Origin of the sequence: Rosistilla oblonga (assembly GCF_007751715.1) — a bacterium.
GTDB lineage: Bacteria > Planctomycetota > Planctomycetia > Pirellulales > Pirellulaceae > Rosistilla > Rosistilla oblonga.
Genome location: NZ_CP036292.1, coordinates 659,618 through 679,092, shown reverse-complemented (window position 1 = coordinate 679,092; position 19,475 = coordinate 659,618). Strand labels below are relative to the sequence as shown.

Genomic DNA, 19,475 nt, shown 5'->3' with positions numbered 1-19,475 from the left:
CTCGCAGACCAAACAATAGGAATGGCGATGAACCAATTGCGCCAACGGTTTTTGAAGTCACGCAAAAAAAACAGCAGCCGTCAGCGGCGCAAATTGTTTGGTGAGGCGTTGGAAGGTCGGCGATTGCTGGCTGCCGACATCGCGGTACCGATGGATGGTCTGAATCCGCACCACAACTACATCTTTGGTACCGATACCAATCGGGATTACCAAACGACTGCGGTCGACGCTCTGATCGTGATCAATCGCCTGAATTCGGCCAGCGCGTCGGCTAGCGGCGAACTGGGATCGACCAACGAAGATGGCGTCTTCCCCGACGTCAACAACGACGGTTTGATCACACCGATCGATGCGTTGAACATCATCAACACGATCAATCGTGGCGAAGGCGAACTGGCGGCGGTATTAAAGCTTTCGCTGGACGTCTCCCAAGACAACCAATCGCTGCTTCGCGATACGGGAGCGTCGACGACTGCCAATCCGATGACGACTCGAGATTTTGAACTCGAGGTCGGTGAGAAGTTCAATCTGGAAGTCCGTTGGACTCACTTCGGTAACGATCCCTTCTCGAAACCTTTGGGCGCGTTCACCGTCTACGCCGACATCTTGGCGAACAACAAAGACGTCTTCGCACCGGTATTAAGCGAAACGCAGATCCTGACGATCTCCGAGAACCTTGTCGATGCTCGATCGGGCAACTTCGAACTCAGCTTCCCTGGCGGCGATACCGCCACGGTTAGCTTGGCAGACGTTGCTGCCAACGGATTCGAAAACGCTCTGGCCAGCGGCATCGAAGAAGCTGGCAACTTCGAATCGGGCAGCATCAGCGTCTTCCCGAGTGGCGTGCGATCGACCCGCGAGCAAAATGAAGAGACGGGTGTTGGCGATCCGTACCAATTTGTCGTCCGTTACAACGGTGACAACGAAGAGTTTCAAAATATCCCCGCACTCAACGTCGTAGCCAACTTCTCCGACGCTGGAGGCCAGGCGCTCACCATCGACGCGACCACGGCCGAGATCCCCGTCTACCTAAACAACAACCAAGCCGACGGGCTCAACCCCGACGCCTTCCGCTACAACATCGACTTCCGTTCGTCGAACCTGAACGAAAGCGCTCTTTACACTTCCAGCCCCAGCGGCAACTACACGCTCACCGGCGATGGAAATCCCGACGGCGACGATGTGATCTTCGACGAAGTCGGCGGATTCTCCAACAACATCTCTCCCGGTGGCCTGCCGACCATCGTCCCTAATCCCAACCAATACAACGGCCAGGATTTCGAAGCCTACAGCCTGGAACTTGTGGTTGTTCAACCGGGCGACGTCACCTTCAGCCTGAACATGCCCGATCTGGTCGGCAACCAACTGACAGTCTTCGGAAGCGACGAAGCTTTGACCGAAGACGGCCTTGTCGAGATCGACCTCTCGGAAAATGGCGAGGGTTTGGTCCGCGGTACTTTTGTAGCTCCTCCGCAAGACATCACGATCGGCGCCGATAGCATCACCGCCGTCGAGGACACAGCAAGAACCTTCGACCCGGTCGCCAACGACACCGAGATCAACGGGGGCACGCTGACCCTGAAATCGACAGACGGTTTCACTCAGCCGACCAACGGTACCGTTACCCGCGATGGCTCTACCAACACCCTGACATACACTCCCGACGCAAACTACAACGGCCCCGACAGCTTCACTTACACCGTCGTCAACAGCGAAGGTGTCGAAGCGACAGGCGTCGTTTCGATCACCGTCTCCGCCGTCAACGATCCTCCCACCGCCGTCAACGATTCGGGCACTGGCCTGACGACTCCGGAAACCGATTCGCTGACGATCACCGCCGCTCGCCTGCTGGCCAACGACCTCAAGGGCCCCGCAAACGAATCGAGCCAAACTCTGACCGTCACGGGCGTATCGTCCACGTCGTCCAAGGGAGCATCGGTTTCGTTTAACTCATCGACTTCCGAGATCCTCTACACGCCTCTCAGCGGTGAACTGGGCAACGACACCTTCACCTACACGATCAGCGATGGCGCTGGCGGAACCGCGACCGGAACCGTCACCGTCAACGTGACCGACGTCAACACGCCGCCGGTCGCTGTGAACGACACGATCGCAGTAACCGAAGACGTGCCGTTGACGATCGACGTATCCGATCTGTTGGCCAACGATTCGGACGACAACAACATCCTCAGCATCGCTAGCGTCACCGCCGGATCGGGCGCATCCGCTGGCAGCGTCGTGCTCAACTCGGGTGCTGGCACAATCACCTACACCCCCGCTGCAAACGTCTTCGGCAGCAACGCCGATTCGTTCACCTACACTCTGACCGATGGTGTGAACCCAGGCGTCACGGCGACCGTTCGAGTGAACATCACCGGTGTCAACGACGCTCCCGTAGCGACCGACGACGCCTTGACTGTCGACGAAGGCCTGACGCCACGAACGCTGGACGTGCTGGACAACGACAACGCGGGCCCCGGCGAAGGAACCTCGGTCACGATCACCGACGTCACCGCATTGCCTGCGGGTGCCGGCACCATCGCGATCGCTGGCGACGGCCAATCGCTGATCTACACCGCTCCATCGGCCAACTACGTCAACACCGCGATCGACTTCAGCTACACGATCCAGGACAGCGAGGGACTCTCGGCAACCGCCGATGTCACGTTGAGCGTTGTCCCAACGGTCCGCCCACGTGCGATCCCAGACGTCGTGAACATCAACGAAGATTCTGGAGCGATCGACATCAACGTGCTGTCGAACGATCTGGGCAACGTCGGTGAATCGGTAACGCTCGAGTCGATCGACACCACCGGATTCCCTGCCGCGGCGGGAACGCTGGCGATCGATGACAACGGCACCGCGACGAAGACCGACGACGTCGTCACCTTCACTCCGGCGGAAGACTACTTCAGCACCAGCGGGCTGACATTCACCTACACGATCAGCGACACCAGCGGCGACGATTCCGCAGCCGCAGCGATTGGTGCCAACACCGCAACCGTCACGATCAACGTGGCTTCGGTCAACGACAAACCAGTCTTTGGTGCTGACGGATTGTTCCAAATCGACGAAGACGAAACCTTCACGCTGCCAGCCAGCGTTTTGGCAAACGATTCGGCAGGCCCTGCGAACGAGCAGCAAACGCTTGCGATCTCGGCTGTCGCAGCCACTTCGGCTGCGGGCGGCACGGTCACGCTCGACGGTGGCGTCGTCACCTTCCAACCGGCTGCCGACTACCACGGCAACGACTCGTTCACCTACACGATCAGCGACGGCGTCGACACGACGACGGCAACGGCCAGCTTCTCGATCGCTTCGATCAACGACGCACCGAACCTGCAACCCGTCACTCAGCTGACCCAAGGTTCCGAAGCGATCACGTTGGACCGCAGCACATTGCTGAGCGGTGCGACCCCGGGACCAGCCGACGAATCGAGCCAAACGTTGACGATCTTCGCGGTCAGCAACGGAGGCACAACCTCCGGCGGCGGCACCGTGGTCCTCAACGCCGATCAATCGGTCACCTACACACCAGTCGCAGGTTTCTCGGGAACCGACACGTTCGAAATCTCGGTTCGCGACAACGGATCGCCTAGCGAATTTTCGATCGCAACGGTTTCGATCACCAACAACGCGGCTCCAGTTGTCGGCAACGACACCGTCTCGACCTACAAGGGTCTGACCAAAACGATCCTCGTCAGCGACCTGTTGGCAAACGATTCGGATGCCGAGGGAGACACGCTGACGATCACATCGATCACTCAGCCGTCGGTTGGCTCTGCCACTCTCAGTGCCGACGGAACGACGATCACGTTGACGACTCCTTCGGAAACATCCGCTGAAGAGACTTCGTTTACCTACACTGTCACCGATTCGTTCTCCGACCGCGTCGGCACCGTCGCCGTCGAGATCCTGCCATTCCAACCGAGCACGATCAGCGGATCGGTTTACGTCGACCAAGCCAACGGCAGCGAACCCAACGGCTCGCAGGATGAAGGCGAAGTTGGACTCGGTGCGGTTTGGGTGACTCTGACCCAAGAGGGCTCCGCTCCACAATCGGTCCTCTCCGACGCGTACGGTAACTTCGTCTTCGAGAACGTCGCTCCCGGCGACTACACACTCTCCTACGCTCCTCCATCGGGCGTCGTCGATAGTGCCTCGAATCCGAACAGCATCTCGCTGTCGATTGCTCCAGCAGGTGGCGAAACCTACGCCGACATCTCCTTCACCGCCGACAGCTTCAACGCAACCGCTGGCAACACGCTGGACCGTTATATCGGCAGCTACTTGATGGCGTTGCAACGTGCTAACCCCAGCATGACCACAGCCGACCTCGACGCGTTGGCTCAGCAGGGAATCGTGTTTGGCCTCAACACCAGCGGCGACATGACGTTCATGTACGTCAAGGGTGGCAGCGGCTTCGACAGCACCGCAGCGATCTCGGCGACGTTGAGCGAAGATGGCAACCAGTTGGAATTGACCAAACTGTACGCCGACGGCCGCGTGTCGGATCCGGTTATCATCCAACGAGCCCTGTTCATCTCGGTCGCAGATCCCGACACCGGCGATACGGTGATTCGCGTTCTCGGCAACGTGAACTTTGTCCCCAGCATCACTGCTGAAGGGGAAGCTGATTTCAGCGACTACACCCAAGCCGTCGACCAGATCTTTGGCGGCCTGTAGTCTCTAAAAAGCAGCGTCTGCAAAACGCGTTGTTCATCGGCCGGTCAGCTGAACCATTGGTACTGACCGGTCGGCTCAACAGCGTTCTGATAGTGTTCGATCCGCTCGGGCTGTTCCAGCCCCGGCGGCCACCAGACGGCGATCACATCGATCCGCGCCCGGTGCTCTAACAATCGATGGCGTTTCAGAAACGAAAGAGCCGCACGCGTCAAACGCCGCTCTTTGTCGGCATCGATCCGGTCGGCGGGATGCCCGCGATGATCGCTGGTCCGCGTCTTGACCTCGACAAACACCACCGTCCGTTTGTCGACCGCCACCAGATCGATCTCTCCGATCCCCTGCCGATCGTTCTGCGATACGATCCGGTAGCCCAGCTTGCGAAGATAACGCTCCGCAGCCTGCTCGCCACGCTCTCCCAGGGGACGACTGAGATCGATTTTGCCAAACCGCCAGTCGTCGAATCGACGCATTAGTTGTGCAATCACAACTACGATTCTATAGCGCCCGGCAACGCGTCTGCGCAGCAAAACCGCCCAGTCGATGAAATGCCAAGCGACGGCAGGCTCCATCCGACTGGATGGAGCAGGGTAGGGGAGGGCGGACCGCTCCCGTTCTGGCCAGCGGCCGATGCCGGCTTAAGAATACAGCCGGATCGCTTTGATGATCTCTTCCAAATCGTTAGGCAACGCGACAGCTCGGTTGGCGAAACTGGCCCGCTGCACGCCACGGCTCCCCAAGACGTCGTTAAAGACCGCCTGGTCAGTCGTGTGATAGGCGACGGTCGCTGTGGGATCTTTCAACTGATGCCCCGTCAGGATGCAGACGACGCGGTCGCTCGGAGCGATCACCCCTTCGCGGCGAAGCATCTTCGCTCCGGCAACGCTTGCTGCACTAGCCGGCTCGCAACCGATTCCGCCAGCACCGACCTTCGCCTTGGCGTCCAGGATCTCTTGGTCGGAGACCTGCCGAACGACGCCATCACAAGCTTCCAACGCACGCAGACACTTCTTCAGGTTCACCGGGCGATTGATCTCGATCGCGCTGGCGATCGTGTCCGCCTTGGCTCCATCGCGGTCCATTTCGTCGTAGAACGCACGAATCGGATCCATATCGACATTGCCGCCGTTCCAACGCACGCCGCGGCGTTCGTACAGTTCGTACAGCGTGTCGGCTCCCGATGCGTTGATCACGGCCAAACGTGGAATCCGATCGATCAGCCCCAGTTCCTTCAGCTCGGTAAACGCCTTGCCAAACGCGCTGCTGTTCCCCAAGTTGCCGCCGGGAACGACGATCCAATCGGGCACTTCCCACTGCAACGCTTCGAGAACGCGGAACATGATCGTCTTCTGGCCTTCCAGCCGGAAGGGATTTACGCTGTTGACCAGATAGATCCCCAGTTCATCGCTGACCTGTTTGACGCGGATCATCGCATCGTCGAAGTCGCCAGCGATCTGGACGGTCAGGGCGCCATATTCGAGGGCTTGGCTGAGCTTGCCGTAAGCGATCTTGCCCGATCCGACGAAGATGATCGCCTTCATCAATTGGCTGACCGCACAATACATCGCCAACGACGCGCTGGTGTTGCCCGTGCTGGCGCAAGCGGCTCGCTTGGCACCCATCATGTGAGCGTGAGTGAAGGCGGCGCACATGCCGTTGTCTTTGAAGCTGCCCGACGGGTTCATCCCCTCGTACTGCAGATACAACTGGCCAGCGTTCATGCCGACGTATTGGGCGACCGATTCAGCCTGCTGCAGCAACGTCTGCCCTTCGCCCACGGTGACGATCTTGTCGTCGGGAGCAAATGGCAGCAATTCTTTAAACCGCCAAACGCCGCTGAACCGCAGCCGATCGTGGCGCTGCGTCCAGAATTGTTCGAAGTCCTTCAACTTTGCCGGAACCGTACCGCGGTCCCAATCGTAGATCACGTCGACCAGATCGCCGCACCGATCGCAACTGGTGCGCACCGACTCCGCCTCGTAGGTGGCGCCACAGGAGGGCGAGATGCACTTCTGAAGCGCGATTCCTTCGGTCTTGCGATGCGATGGTTTCGTCTGGAGCATGATAGCGTGATTCGATTGCGTGACGGCGGATTGTGTAATTCGGGGGACTTTGCCAAGTCATCGGTCCCAAACTATAGAATAGATCGGTTTTTCTCGTTTGTCGCTAGATTGGCATCGCCAGACCTGCTAATTGAGACCAGAAAATTCGATTTCCGGTATGCTGTTTCAAATTCGACGAAGCAACAGGAACCGCAAGACAAAAAACGAGTATTCTGGTGGAGAAAGCGACAATGCTCAGCCCAAACGGCGATCCGCAGGTGCTAGCAAACGCTCCCGCCGACCGCTCCAATCCCCCACCCCAATCGCGTGACGGAAGCCCCTTGCCGCACTCCAATCCCCTGCCAGCCATCCCCACCAACCGCTACATCACCTTCTTCGCACTGGCAATCCTCGGTGCGGTCGCCGATCTGTGGACCAAGCAAGCGATGTTCGCATGGCGTGGGCTGCCCGGCATGCGTCCGCCCCACTGGGTTGTCGAAGGCTATGTTGGCATCGAGACCGCCGTGAATATCGGCGCCGTCTTTGGCATCGGTGCTGGCAAGGGACAGTTGTTTGCGGCGATCTCGGTCGTCGCGGCGATCGCGATCTTCGTCTGGCTGTTCGTTAAACGCGCCGCCCACCAATGGCTGCTGACCATCGCCCTGGGCTGTGTGATGGGCGGCATTATCGGCAACCTCTACGATCGGCTCGGATTGTGGTGGGAACCGGGAATGGATCCGCGTTGGCAATCGGGAGTCCGCGATTGGATCCTGTTCCAAGCCAGCGACACGCTCAAATGGCCCAACTTCAACATCGCCGACAGCCTGCTAGTCTGCGGCGCGGCGATGCTGATCTACCGATCGTTTTTCCCCGTCGATGAATTCGACGACGACAAACCAAACTCTCAAGAAGATTCCAACGAGGCACACCGTGACAACAACTCCTCCCAGTGAATGGTCCGCTCGCGATGAAGGTCGTGTTGCAGCGATGATCGACTTGGCCCATGCCGCTGGCCAACTGACGCTCAACTTCTTTGGCGACGCCACCCTCGCCGTCGATCGCAAAGGAGACGCGTCGCCGGTGACCGAAGCCGATCGCAGCGCCGAGCGTCTGATCCGCCAGCGAGTCGCCGAATCGTATGGCGACGATGCGATCCTGGGCGAAGAGTTTGCCGACACGCAGGGCAGTTCGGGCTACCGCTGGATCGTCGATCCGATCGACGGCACGAAGTCGTTCATCTGTGGCGTTCCGCTCTATTCGACGATTGTCGCCGTCGAGAAAGACGATCAAGTGATCGCTGGAGCGATCGTGATCCCCGCCTTGGGCGAATCGATCGTCGCCGCGATTGGCAGTGGCGCATGGCATCGCCGCAATAGCGACGCCGATTGGACCGCCGCCCACGTCTCGCCGTGCGACCGCATCGAAGACGCCGTCTTTCTGACCAGCCAAGTCGACAGCTTCGCCAACCGCGGCGCAGCCGCCGCTTACGACAGCCTGCAATCGGCAGCATCGATCACTCGCAGCTGGGGCGATGCGTACGGCTACCTGTTAGTCGCCACCGGCCGCGCCGACATCATGGTCGATCCGATCGTCAACCCTTACGACGTCGCCGCGGTCCAACCGGTTCTGACCGAAGCCGGCGGCCAATTCAGCGACTGGAAAGGCAATCCAACGATCCGCGGCGGCGACGCCTTCGGCACCAACGGAAAACTGCACGCCCAAGTCCTATCACACCTCGGCGGGTAAGCCCCACCCCACTCAAGCCAAACGCCACCCCGCCAGCACACAGCCGCGGAGCGGCGATCGCATAAAGCCTGGCGGCGAAAGCCCCAGGCCTCCAAAGATTGCCCCCCGACGCCCTACCAGCACCCAGCCGCGGAGTGGCGATCGCATAAAGCCTGGCGGCGAAAGCCCCAGGTGACGGCTCGATTGCGTCGACGAATCATCGAAGCAGTTCTACCAGCGTTTCGATTTCGCGACGCTACCCGGATACCCGATGCGGATGTACCTGCCATTCAAAACGCTTCAGCAAATGGCCAAATAAACCTGAACGAATCGCGCAAGTCAAACCGCTACTCCGAATCGACTGCCTTCTCGCCCAAGCGACTCTCCGCCGCCAGCGCTCGGCCGTGGTTGGGATTCAGATCCAAACACTTTTGGTACGCCTCCAACGCCGGTTGTGGATTGCCTAGCTCTCGTTCGATCTCCGCCAGGTAGAACCACGCTTGATCGAGCGACGGATCGACATCGATCGCCCGCTGGGCCGCCTGCTTCGCCGGCTCCCATTGGTTATTCCAATAGGCCAGCTTCGCTTCCAACAAGGCAGCTTGGCCGCGATGATAATCGCGTCGTGCGTCGTCGTTCTTCTGCTGATAGGCATCGGCCAGAATTTGGTGCAGCGGGATATTGGGAGACATCTCGCTGGCGCGAATCCACAACGCGATCGCCCGATCGATGTCGCCATTCAACTGATAAGCCGCCCCTTCCAATTGCAACATGTCGGGACTGCTGACACCCAGTTCTTTTAAGCGGTCGACGGCGTGTAACATCTCCTCGGCTCGACGCCGCTGAAACGCAACCTCCGCCATGCTGATCAGGATCTTGCTCTTTTGGTTCAGCGTCGTCGGCTCGACAACATCCCACATCGACTGCAAATGCTTCGCCAGTAGATCCATATCTCCCGACGCCAGCAGTTCGTTGTATTCCTGCAACTGCCGAGAAATCCCCAACCGCTGATTCATGGGAGTCACGTAGTCGGTGTTCAGATCGATCGGGATCTGGTACTGCGATCGTTGCAGCACGTCGGCCGCTTCGTCCGCCAAACGCTGCTGGCCCGTCGATTCCAACGCCTGCAACCGCAGCGCGTTGAACTTCAACGACAGCGGCGTTTTATCGAGCTCCATCTTCAACACCGGCATCGCGCGATCGACCTTGCCATCGCGAACCAACAGCTTGGCGTATTGGTAGCTGGCGGGAGCAAACCCGGCTTGGCTGGCAAAGCTGTCGATCGCCGCCGCCGCGTCCTCTTCGCGCAAGTGGTTCTTGCCGACTTGATACAAACAATGCTCGACCGATCCGACCAATTGCTTTGACTTGCGCTGGATTTCGGCTGCCTTCAAATACTCTTCGCTGCTCTCGGCAATCCGGCCGGTGCGATCGAGACAAAAGGCCAGGGCGAAGTGAGCCAGGTAGTTGCTCGGGTCGATATCGACAGCCGCTCGAAACGCATGCTCCGCCTCGCCGTAAAAGCCTTGTCCCAGCAAGCCTTCGCCGAGAGCCTGCCATTCCGCGCTCCCTCCCGCAGTCGCTTGATCGGCAAGCTGCTGGAACTCCGCCGCCAATAACGGATCGTCCAGCGTCACCGCTGGCAGCACGACATGATGGTTCCACAAGCGACGCTTGACGTAGATGCCGCAGAAGATGACCTCGAGGACCAGGATGACAATCAGAAGCTGTTTGAGACGTTTCATTGTTTTCCCTCGCCTTGATTGATCCATGCACTCACGCGGCTCACCCGCTGAAACGGTTTCCGCAGATTCAGCGCCCCCGCCACGATATCGTCGCTGCCATCGCCGTCGAGATCTCCCGCGGCCACGGTGACCAGATGGATCGGATCGCTAGCGATCTGCCAGGTCGTAAAGTTCTGCTGGCCATCGTTTTCCAGCCAGACCAGGCTCGCAGTATCGGTCCGATTCCAGTTGTTCGTCATGCTGGCCAAGACGACGTCGAGGTCTCCGTCGGAATCGAAATCGCCGACGTCGGCAGCATACGTTCCACCGAGGTCGGAGATACGATGGATCTGGAAAGTCCAATCGCCTTGGTTCTCGAACCAATAACAGCCGTGATAGGGCTGCGGATAGGCATCGAGATCCTCCAGGTTATCGCCCGCTGGCAGGATCAGGTCGGGGTCGCCATCTCCATCGAGATCGGCTTGCACCAGCCCCGCGCTGCCGAGATCGTGATTGATCGTCATCCACAGCCGGCGTTTCTTGAATTCCCCCTGGCCAAGATTTTCAAATCCCCACAGCTCCTCTTCGTCTTGCGTGACGATCGCCGCGATATCGAGGTCGCCATCGCCATCGTAGTCGGCGATCGGAACGTGGATCGTCCCCGGGGCAGTGTGCAGCAGATGGTCGCGGAACTTCAACTCGCCGCGATTCTCAAGCCACAAGACCGAACCGCGAGAGTACCCAAAAACAGCCACCGCGAGATCGATATCGCCATCGCCATCGAAGTCGGCGGGCTGGACATCGGCAACGCGTCGCACGTCGTCCAAGATCACATGCCGCCGATACCCATCGGGCGTCGCCTCAAACAACTCCACCCGCCCGATCACGCTGTCGTCGGGCAGGATGTTTCCCAAGACCGAAACGACCAAATCGAGATCGCCATCGGAATCGATATCGACAGCCGTCGCGTGCGCGGGTGCGGCGACATCGGGCACCAAAACCTCTTCTTGCCATTCACCATCGACCTGACGAAACAGCACCACTTGGTTCTTCAGCGAATCGCAAGCGAGCACTTCGTTGGCGCCGTCGCCATCAAAATCGAGGACTTGCACGTTGGTGATCTGCGGCAGTCCTACAGACGTGCCACCCAACGCCACCTGATCGAACTGTACGCTTGATGCCGGACAGGTTGTTCCGCCCTGAAAGACGACCGGCAGCGGACTCAAAGACCCCACAACCGACGGAACATAAACAGCCACAAGCGGCACGGCTAATATTAATAATAGAAGAACCGCGATTTGCGACATTGGGGATTTAATCAACATTAAGCCTTTCATCGATCAAGTATTTTTGCGGTGAACGGGATCCGCTATGCGAAATCATTCCCCATAATACGCTCATCAACCTCGTGTAAATTTGCACAACTATACAGAATAGCCCTACAAAAGATGATACGTGAAGTGATAATGTATAAGCGTTCCGTACAACATTATTTCTCAAACCCTGCAAGAAGGCATTCTACAACGTGACCGACCCCCGACGATTTGTCGACTCGACGAACACCAAGATTAACTCAACACTTGTTACTAAATTTGTAGCGATCGTTTTGCTGCTCGCTTCGGTAGGTTGCGTCGGCAGCGGTTTGGTGATGCCGGAGACCGGTGAGGTCGAAGGGATTGTCACGTTGGATGGACAACCATTACCCAATGTCTCCATCGTTTTCCAACCGCAAGAGAATCCTCAAGCGCGAGCTTCGATGGCAGTCTCCGACGAACAGGGGCGTTACACGCTGACCTACCACACCGACAAGCAAGGCGCACTGATCGGAATGCACACGGTCAGCATCACCACGCCAACCGACGCTCCCGATCCATCGGGACAGTCGAAGGATCCGATCCCAGCGAGATACAACTCGCAAAGCGAATTGGTAGTCGAAGTCAAAGCGGGTTCAAACGATATCCCGTTAGAACTGACTTCGAAATAACCCCACTCGCAAGCGATTGCACGAGACCAGCCAGCGGTCGAACCGACCGCTGAAGGTCCGCAGTCATCTCCGGGATCGACGTACGCTCGAATTCTTGTCGGCTACCGGTCTGCACTTCTATTTCATTAACACTTCAGGAATCTACACCATGTCACAACACCCACAGCGACACAGTCGTCGCGGCTTCACTTTGGTCGAACTATTGGTAGTGATCGCGATTATCGGGATCTTAGTCGGGTTGTTATTGCCCGCTGTGCAATCGGCTCGCGAAGCGGCTCGCCGGATGCAATGCAGCAACAACATGAAACAGCTTGGGCTGGCGCTGCACAACTACCACGATACTTACCAAGTCTTCCCATCGGGATGCATCGACAGCAACCGCAAGACGAACTCCCCAACCGATGCACTCAACAACAACAATGGACTGGGTTGGGGCACTCTCCTGCTTCCATTCATCGAACAATCCCCGCTGTACGATCAAATCAGCTTCGAAACCGGTAGCTTCGGCCGATCGTGGCAGGACAAAAACAACGATGGCACCACAAACGACCCCATCGATTCAGCCAAGGTTGTGATCGACGCGTTTGTCTGCCCATCGGATCCAATGTCCGGACTCAACTCCGACAAAAGCGATTATGGAAAATCCAACTACATGGCGATCGCTGGCCGCTATGCCGTGCAAACCGACAGCAATGGTTCGCCGCTGGGACAGCGCAATGGGATGTTCTTCGAGAACTCCAACCGCAAGTTCCGCGACGTCATCGACGGTACCTCCAACACGCTGTTCCTCTCCGAGCGAACGACCCAAAACGACAACGTCAATTCGACGCAGTGCGGTGGAGCGCCTTGCAACTGGGCCGGAGGGCTGTGGATCGGTCCGCGTATCGTCAGCAGTTCCGCAGCGTGGCACACCGGCCTGTATCTGTTCGATGTGGCCAACGTTGGCGGCTACGACACCGGCTACAGCTTGACCCACGGCTTCGGACGCAGCAGCGCAACATGGGGTGCCGACTGGAACGCCAAGGGATGCCACCCTGGCGGGATGCAAGCGACTCTTGGAGATGGTTCGGTCCGTTTCATCACTGAAACAATCGACTTCGACCTCTACCGCAACCTTCACACGCCGCAAGACGGAAACGTGATCTCCAACTTCTAACGCGAATCGATCACCGTCATCGGCTAACGGCAACCAAGCACCCTAGCTTGCGTCGCCGAATCCGCTCCGATCCAGGCACCCGCGAGGCTGCCTGGATTTTTTTGGGGGGTAATCGAATCACGACGACAGCCTCGGCACGCGCCGACCACAATCGGTACCAACACTGCCATCAGATGATCAACACATTGGATCGAATCAAGCTTCCGATGCTGGAGAACCGTATCGGCTCAGCAAGTTGACCACTTCACACCACAACACCACCACTCTGACCAAGGGCGACCCACAACAGAAACTAGACCCAATATTAATATTTAGAAAAACGCCAAATTGTTACTTTGGGGTTAAAGTTAACATTAAGCCTTGTAGAGCATGGCATTCTAAAGTAACCGCATTTCGCAAAGCGAAAACATCACGCATTATGTGAACCACACCGTCCTGCAATTCGGCGTAACTATTCAAAAAGGCTCTACAAAAGTTGATTCATGAAGTGATAATCTATAGACCTGGATTAAACATCATCCCCACCTCTGTATCAAGGTATTCTGCAACGTGACTAGCCCCCGGCGTTTTGTCGACTCAACTTATACATACCTAAACTCCACGTCTGCTGCTGCTTTCGTAGCACTCGTTCTCACCATCGCTTCGGTAGGCTGCGGCGGAAGTGGACTGGCGATGCCCGAGACCGGGTTGGTCGAGGGTACGGTTACGATGGACGGCCAACCGCTGCCCAACGTTTCCATCGTTTTCCAACCGCAAGACGACCCAAAAGCTCGCGCTTCGATGGCCCTTTCCGACGAACAGGGACACTACTCGCTCAGCTACCACGCCGACAAACAAGGCGCATTGATCGGGCCACACAAGGTCAGCGTGACCACGCCCAGCGACGCTCCCGATCCATCGGGACAGGCCAAGGAACCGATCCCTGCCAAATACAATTCGAAATCCGAATTGGTTGTTGAAGTCCAAGCTGGCTCCAACGACATCCCGCTGGAGCTAACGTCGAAGTAGTCGCTTCGCATATCTCGCTCACAACGCACCGCGGACGAATTCGCCCGCGGCTGCGAGCTTTCTATTTTTCTGTTTTCGTTTCCTCTTTCGTGGAGATTCAGTAATGATTCAGCGCAATCATCGAAGCAGCCGAGGCGGCTTCACACTTGTCGAACTGTTGGTGGTTATCGCCATCATCGGAATCCTGGTTGGCCTGCTGTTGCCAGCAGTCCAGGCGGCTCGCGAAGCGGCACGCCGAATGCAATGCGGTAACAATCTGAAACAGATTGGCCTGGCGATGCACAACTATCACGACACGTTCCAGGTTTTCCCATCGGGATGTTACGACAGCAATCCCGCCACGAATTCACCCGGCGACGCTGCAAACAACAACAACGGACTCGGCTGGGCAACCTCGCTGCTGCCGTACATCGAACAATCCGCTCTGTACGATCTAATCGGTACCGAGACGGGCGGGTTTGCTCGGTCTTGGCAGGATAAAAATGGCGACGGATCGGCGAACGATCCGATCGATTCGGCATCCGTCGTGATCGACGCCTATGTTTGCCCATCGGATCCGATGTCGGGCATCAACTCCGACAAATCGAACCTCGGCAAATCGAACTACCTCGCAATCGCTGGACGTTCGGCAATTCAAACCAACTCCTCGGGCAATCCCCTGGGAACCAAGAACGGCATGTTCTTTGAAAACTCGAATCGCCGCTTCCGCGACGTGACCGACGGAACCAGCAACACGATGTTTGTTTCCGAACGAACCACTCAAGACGATCGCATTGGGTCGTTGCAATGTGGCGGTACCGACTGCAACTGGGCCGGTGGTATCTGGATTGGGCCACGCATCATCAGCGCGACCGAAACCTGGCACACGGGGTTGCGCATGCTGGACGTCACCAACGTTGGTGGTGAAAGCTTGACCTACGGCCTCGGTCGCACAACGGCTTCGTGGGCAGACGACTGGAGCGCCAAGGGCTGCCATCCCGGCGGGATGCAAGTCACCCTGGGCGATGGTTCTGTTCGGTTCATGACCGAAACAATCGACCTGATCACCTATCGCGATCTGCACACACCTCAAGACGGCAACGTGATCGCTCCTTATTAGGCTCTGACCGCCAACGCGTCTTTGAAATCGACAGGGCGTTGCGAACGACACTTCATGTGTTGGGCGTAACGCCCTGTTTTCGTTTCCCCATCGCACCGCAATCACATCGACTAGAATATCGACATCGATCTGCCGCCTACGCTAACCCGAGCTGCTATCCATGCCGAACTCACCCCGCTCGTTCGCCCCGCTTTGCCTGTCACTCCTGCTGTGCTGCGGGATCATTCCTGCAACACCTCTGCACGCCGAAGAGGTCGATGTCGAGCGGTTTGAGCGAACGACGGTCTACAGCGAACTGACACAGCCGATGGAGCTGGAAATCGCTCCCGACGGGAGCATCTTCCTGATCGAGATCGCGGGCTTGGTCAAACGCATCGATCCGCAAACCGGACAAGCGACCGTCGTCGGCAAATTGGAAGTCACCACGGCTCAGGAGAACGGCCTGATCGGCATGGCGTTGGATCCCAACTTCACCGAAAACGGCTGGATCTACCTGCAGTACTCTCCTCCGGAATTCTCGGGGCAACACATCAGCCGCTTCGATTTCCGCGACGGCCAGATCGATTTGGCGAGCGAGAAGTTGATGTTCAAGTATGAAGAACAGCGACGCGAGTGCTGCCATCACGCCGGATCGATGGAGTTTGGCCCCGACGGAAACCTATTCATCGGCACCGGCGACAACACGAATCCCTTTAAGGATTCGCAAGGCTTTGCGCCGATCGACCAGCGAGAGAATCGCGAGCCCTGGGACGCCCAACGATCGGCCGGCAACACCAAAAGCTACAACGGCAAAGTGCTGCGGATCCGCCCCGAACCCGATGGCAGCTATTCGATCCCCGACGGCAACCTGTTTCCCAAAGACGGCTCGATCGGACATCCCGAGATCTACGTGATGGGTTGCCGCAACCCTTGGCGGATCAGCGTCGATCAAAAAACGGGCTACCTGTATTGGGGCGACGTCGGCCCCGATGCCGGCAGCGACAACGATCGCGGCCCCCGCGGCTACGACGAAGTCAACCAAGCCCGCGCCGCCGGCAACTTCGGCTGGCCCTACTTCATCGGCAACAACTTCGCCTACCCGATGGTCGATTTTGCCAGCGGTGAAATCCACCCCGCGCAAGACCCTCTCAAACCGATCAACGAATCGGTCAACAACACCGGCAGCAAAGAGCTTCCACCAGCGCAGCCGGCGATGATCTATTACCCCGCCGCGCCGTCGCCGGAGTTTCCCGAAGTCGCTTCGGGCGGCCGAACCGCCTGCGCCGGGCCGGTCTATCACTACGACGCCCAATCGAAATCGACCACCAAGTTTCCCGCAGCCTACGACGGGACGTTGTTTGCGTTCGAGTGGTCGCGGCACTGGATCATGGCCGTTCACATGGACAAAGACTCCAACGTCCAGCGGTTGGAGCCGTTCCTGCCCGAGATGAAATTCGCCCGCCCGATCGACTTGCAGTTCGACGCGGCGGGAGCGCTGTACGTGATAGAATACGGCGAGACATGGGGCGTGAACCCCGACGCGCGGCTGGTCCGAATCGATTACGTCCGCGGCAACCGTTCTCCCGTGGCGGTGGCCAGCGCCGAGAGCACCGTCGGCCGAGAACCGTTGATCGTCAAACTGTCAGCCGCCGATTCATACGACAAAGATGGCGACAGCCTAACCTATCAATGGACATCGGTTCGCTCGGGCGTCACGCCTCCCGTACGAAAGCCGATCGCGACGACAGCGGTGGCCGAAGCCAGCTTCGCCGAACCGGGAGTCTATACGATCGAACTGACGGTGACCGATCCATCGGGGGCAACCAACAGCATGTCGCTGCCGGTGATCGTCGGGAACGCGCGACCGGAAGTAAAGTTCCTGGAACCGCAGAACGGCGACTTCTTCAGCCCCGGCAAACCGATTCGTTATCGACTGCAAGTCCGCGACATCGAGGATGGGACCAGCGACTTCGATGAAGCCGAAGAAGAGGGATGGCACTTGATCGAAGGGCTTGCCCCGACGCGGCTGTTTGTCGAAGCGAGCGCCGTCGCCGATGAAGGTGCCGCGGCAAACGTTCCTCCAGGCCTCGCATTGATCCGCAAAAGCGATTGCCTGAATTGCCATGCAGCAAACCGTCGATTGGTCGGCCCCAGCTTTGTCGAGATCGCCACCAAATACCGCGACCAGCCGCATGAGATCGAAAAATCGGTAGCTCGCGTACGCCAGGGATCGACTGGCGTGTGGGGTAAGATCGGGATGCTGCCGCACCAGCAGCACACCGAAGCCGAAGTGCTGCAGATGGTTCAGTACGTCTACGCAGCGACCGCCGACTCCTCCGCTCCAACCGCCCAAGGATTCAACAACGAACTGCTCGCCATCGAGACGCCCGGCAAGATGCGACTCGAAGCGACCTACACCGACCTAGGGCGCGATGAGATTCCCAAACTGATCGGGACCGCGGAGGTCGTTCTGCGAAGCCGCAACATGCAAGCCGAATCGGCGGACGAGATCTCCGGTGCACGCGAACTCGGATCGGGCAAAGCCGAAGGAAAGAAGTTCATCGGCGCGATCAACCACGATGCGTTCTTAAAGTTCAACGATATTCCGCTGGATGCGATCGCATCGATCGCCGTCCGCGTGACAAGCGCCGGGGCAGGGGGGATGATCGAAGTCCGCCGCGGCACGGTCGACGGCCCGCTGTTGGGCAGCGTGTTGGTGGAGGTCAACGGCAGCTGGGACGCGTTTGAAGAGAAACAGATCGCGATCGATCCCAGCAGCGGCCGCGATGCACTGTTCATCGTCTTTAAGAACGAAAAGCAGCGGGGCGGATTGATGAACATCGACTCCCTGCGACTCGAGTAGCCGCCCGAGTCAAAAGTGCAGTTTCTCGTCGATAAGGCGCACATTCGCAGGACGACTGGTCTCTTTTAAAGTTCAAGCGACCAAGTCTTCCCGTTCAAACCTTTTGCGGAGCGCCCCGATGAACACGACACCGCCCCACGGCGAAACAAGCCAGCGTCGGACGATCATCCCGTGGCCGTTGAAGCTGGCCTACACGGCGTTTACAGCCGTCCTGACCGTCTACTATTGGCGCGAATACGGCCCGACCAACTTCCTCTACTTCTGCGACATCGCGCTGTTCCTGGCAGTGCTGGCGGTCTGGACCGAAAAACCGATCTACGCCTCGATGGCCGCCGTCGGAATCACGATCCCTCAATTGCTGTGGCAGATCGATTTCCTGGGGGCTTTTGCCGGAGTCCGCGTGACCGGGATGACCGAGTACATGTTCGACGATTCGATCTCGTTGATAGCCCGCGGACTCTCGTTCTTCCACTTCTGGCTGCCGATCCTGCTGCTGTATCTCGTCTGGCGATTGGGCTACGACCGCCGTGCACTGATCGGCTGGACCATCATCGCTTGGGGGGCGATGTTGATCGCCTACTTTGCTTTGCCCGGTCCCGGCGATCCGTTGGCGTTCCCCAACCAACCGCACAACGTGAACTACGTCTTTGGTCCCGACCCCGAGACGGCGCAGACCTGGATGCCCGGCTGGGCGTGGCTGAGTTGCCTGATGCTAGGCCTGCCAGCGTTGTTCTATCTGCCAACGCACGCAGCGTTGGCGTACTGGGACAAACAAACCCGACGCGTTGACGTCGCCCCAGAATCGGGCAATCGCATGCCGTCGGCGATTTAAGACCTAAGTCTTCTTCCCACGCCAGACCGGCTTCCGCTTCCTAGCGTTAGGGTGATGCTTGACGGTTAGAGATTCGTCCGCCTTGAGATCCAATTGCTTGGTGTAGGGACGGTCGGTACGTCGGACGACGGTTGCCCGCAGCGAATCGGTTTCCTGCAAATGGACTTGGTTGATTTCGAATTCGACGATCATCCCGATCTCGGGCAGCATATTGCGGTCGCTCTCCCAAACCGACATGTGGAAGAAGACATCGCCACGGAAATCCTCGCCGCTGATGAAACCAAAGTTCTTCACCGGGTCGATGTTGCGGATCTCGCCCACTCGCTTGCGTTGAATGTATTCGTCGTCGTATCGGATGTTCAAAGTAGAGGTCTCGTATG

14 protein-coding genes are annotated in these 19,475 nt (G+C 58.2%); 9 read left to right on the top strand and 5 right to left on the bottom strand.

The window, feature by feature from the left end; all coding sequences use genetic code 11:
• The first annotated feature begins 27 nt into the window (after positions 1-27).
• Positions 28-4,686: an Ig-like domain-containing protein gene (locus CA51_RS02450; RefSeq protein WP_197451531.1), complete on the top strand. Its 4,659-nt coding sequence runs from the start codon at positions 28-30 to the stop codon at positions 4,684-4,686.
• 44 nt (positions 4,687-4,730) lie between these two features.
• Here the strand turns inward: CA51_RS02450 and CA51_RS02445 are convergent, their stop codons facing one another.
• Positions 4,731-5,171: a YraN family protein gene (locus CA51_RS02445; RefSeq protein WP_231745954.1), complete on the bottom strand. Its 441-nt coding sequence runs from the start codon at positions 5,169-5,171 to the stop codon at positions 4,731-4,733.
• Positions 5,172-5,321: 150 nt separating this feature from the next.
• On the bottom strand, positions 5,322-6,746 hold the full coding sequence (gene thrC / locus CA51_RS02440) for a threonine synthase (protein ID WP_145117533.1): 1,425 nt from the start codon (positions 6,744-6,746) through the stop codon (positions 5,322-5,324).
• 230 nt (positions 6,747-6,976) lie between these two features.
• Between thrC and CA51_RS02435 the strand changes: the two genes are divergently transcribed.
• Positions 6,977-7,678, top strand: coding sequence for a signal peptidase II (locus CA51_RS02435; protein WP_145117532.1), 702 nt, complete (start codon positions 6,977-6,979; stop codon positions 7,676-7,678).
• Positions 7,656-8,471: a histidinol-phosphatase gene (hisN, locus tag CA51_RS02430; protein WP_145117531.1), complete on the top strand. Its 816-nt coding sequence runs from the start codon at positions 7,656-7,658 to the stop codon at positions 8,469-8,471. Before CA51_RS02435 ends, hisN begins: the two co-directional genes overlap by 23 nt.
• 326 nt (positions 8,472-8,797) lie before the next feature.
• On the opposite strand, the gene CA51_RS02420 is transcribed toward hisN, so the two are convergent.
• The gene (locus CA51_RS02420; RefSeq protein ID WP_197451529.1) at positions 8,798-10,195 is read right to left on the bottom strand and encodes a tetratricopeptide repeat protein; all 1,398 of its coding nucleotides are present in this window, start codon (positions 10,193-10,195) and stop codon (positions 8,798-8,800) included.
• Positions 10,192-11,499 carry an FG-GAP repeat domain-containing protein gene (locus tag CA51_RS02415; protein ID WP_197451528.1) on the bottom strand — a complete coding sequence of 436 codons (1,308 nt, stop codon included), beginning with the start codon at positions 11,497-11,499 and terminating at the stop codon, positions 10,192-10,194. The genes CA51_RS02420 and CA51_RS02415 overlap by 4 nt, the downstream gene beginning before the upstream one ends.
• A 200-nt stretch (positions 11,500-11,699) precedes the next feature.
• Between CA51_RS02415 and CA51_RS02410 the strand changes: the two genes are divergently transcribed.
• From CA51_RS02410 to CA51_RS02385, 6 genes are all read left to right on the top strand, one after another.
• Positions 11,700-12,158, top strand: coding sequence for a transthyretin-like family protein (locus tag CA51_RS02410; RefSeq protein ID WP_145117528.1), 459 nt, complete (start codon positions 11,700-11,702; stop codon positions 12,156-12,158).
• A gap of 148 nt (positions 12,159-12,306) precedes the next feature.
• Positions 12,307-13,314, top strand: coding sequence for a DUF1559 domain-containing protein (locus CA51_RS02405; RefSeq protein ID WP_145117527.1), 1,008 nt, complete (start codon positions 12,307-12,309; stop codon positions 13,312-13,314).
• A 672-nt stretch (positions 13,315-13,986) separates the two neighbouring features.
• The gene (locus CA51_RS02400) at positions 13,987-14,322 is read left to right on the top strand and encodes a carboxypeptidase-like regulatory domain-containing protein (protein WP_145117526.1); all 336 of its coding nucleotides are present in this window, start codon (positions 13,987-13,989) and stop codon (positions 14,320-14,322) included.
• Positions 14,323-14,425: 103 nt separating this feature from the next.
• A complete protein-coding gene (locus CA51_RS02395; protein WP_145117525.1) occupies positions 14,426-15,421 on the top strand; it encodes a DUF1559 domain-containing protein in 996 nt (331 codons plus the stop codon).
• Positions 15,422-15,581: 160 nt separating this feature from the next.
• Positions 15,582-18,263 carry a PQQ-dependent sugar dehydrogenase gene (locus CA51_RS02390; RefSeq protein ID WP_145117524.1) on the top strand — a complete coding sequence of 894 codons (2,682 nt, stop codon included), beginning with the start codon at positions 15,582-15,584 and terminating at the stop codon, positions 18,261-18,263.
• A gap of 118 nt (positions 18,264-18,381) precedes the next feature.
• Positions 18,382-19,095 (top strand): hypothetical protein, encoded by a 714-nt coding sequence (locus tag CA51_RS02385; RefSeq protein WP_231745953.1) that lies wholly within the window; start codon positions 18,382-18,384, stop codon positions 19,093-19,095.
• A 3-nt stretch (positions 19,096-19,098) separates the two neighbouring features.
• On the opposite strand, the gene CA51_RS02380 is transcribed toward CA51_RS02385, so the two are convergent.
• Positions 19,099-19,458, bottom strand: a complete 360-nt coding sequence (locus CA51_RS02380) for a cold shock domain-containing protein (RefSeq protein ID WP_145117523.1) — start codon at positions 19,456-19,458, stop codon at positions 19,099-19,101.
• Between the last annotated feature and the right edge of the window lie 17 nt (positions 19,459-19,475).

Bases quoted from the DNA above. Each gene is read 5' to 3' on its own strand.
- CA51_RS02450 (WP_197451531.1), top strand. From the start codon at position 28: ATGAACCAATTGCGCCAACGGTTTTTGAAGTCACGCAAAAAAAACAGC.
- thrC (WP_145117533.1), bottom strand. From the start codon at position 6,746: ATGCTCCAGACGAAACCATCGCATCGCAAGACCGAAGGAATCGCGCTT.
- CA51_RS02435 (WP_145117532.1), top strand. From the start codon at position 6,977: ATGCTCAGCCCAAACGGCGATCCGCAGGTGCTAGCAAACGCTCCCGCC.
- CA51_RS02420 (WP_197451529.1), bottom strand. From the start codon at position 10,195: ATGAAACGTCTCAAACAGCTTCTGATTGTCATCCTGGTCCTCGAGGTC.
- CA51_RS02415 (WP_197451528.1), bottom strand. From the start codon at position 11,499: ATGTTGATTAAATCCCCAATGTCGCAAATCGCGGTTCTTCTATTATTA.
- CA51_RS02405 (WP_145117527.1), top strand. From the start codon at position 12,307: ATGTCACAACACCCACAGCGACACAGTCGTCGCGGCTTCACTTTGGTC.
- CA51_RS02400 (WP_145117526.1), top strand. From the start codon at position 13,987: ATGCCCGAGACCGGGTTGGTCGAGGGTACGGTTACGATGGACGGCCAA.
- CA51_RS02395 (WP_145117525.1), top strand. From the start codon at position 14,426: ATGATTCAGCGCAATCATCGAAGCAGCCGAGGCGGCTTCACACTTGTC.
- CA51_RS02390 (WP_145117524.1), top strand. From the start codon at position 15,582: ATGCCGAACTCACCCCGCTCGTTCGCCCCGCTTTGCCTGTCACTCCTG.
- CA51_RS02385 (WP_231745953.1), top strand. From the start codon at position 18,382: ATGAACACGACACCGCCCCACGGCGAAACAAGCCAGCGTCGGACGATC.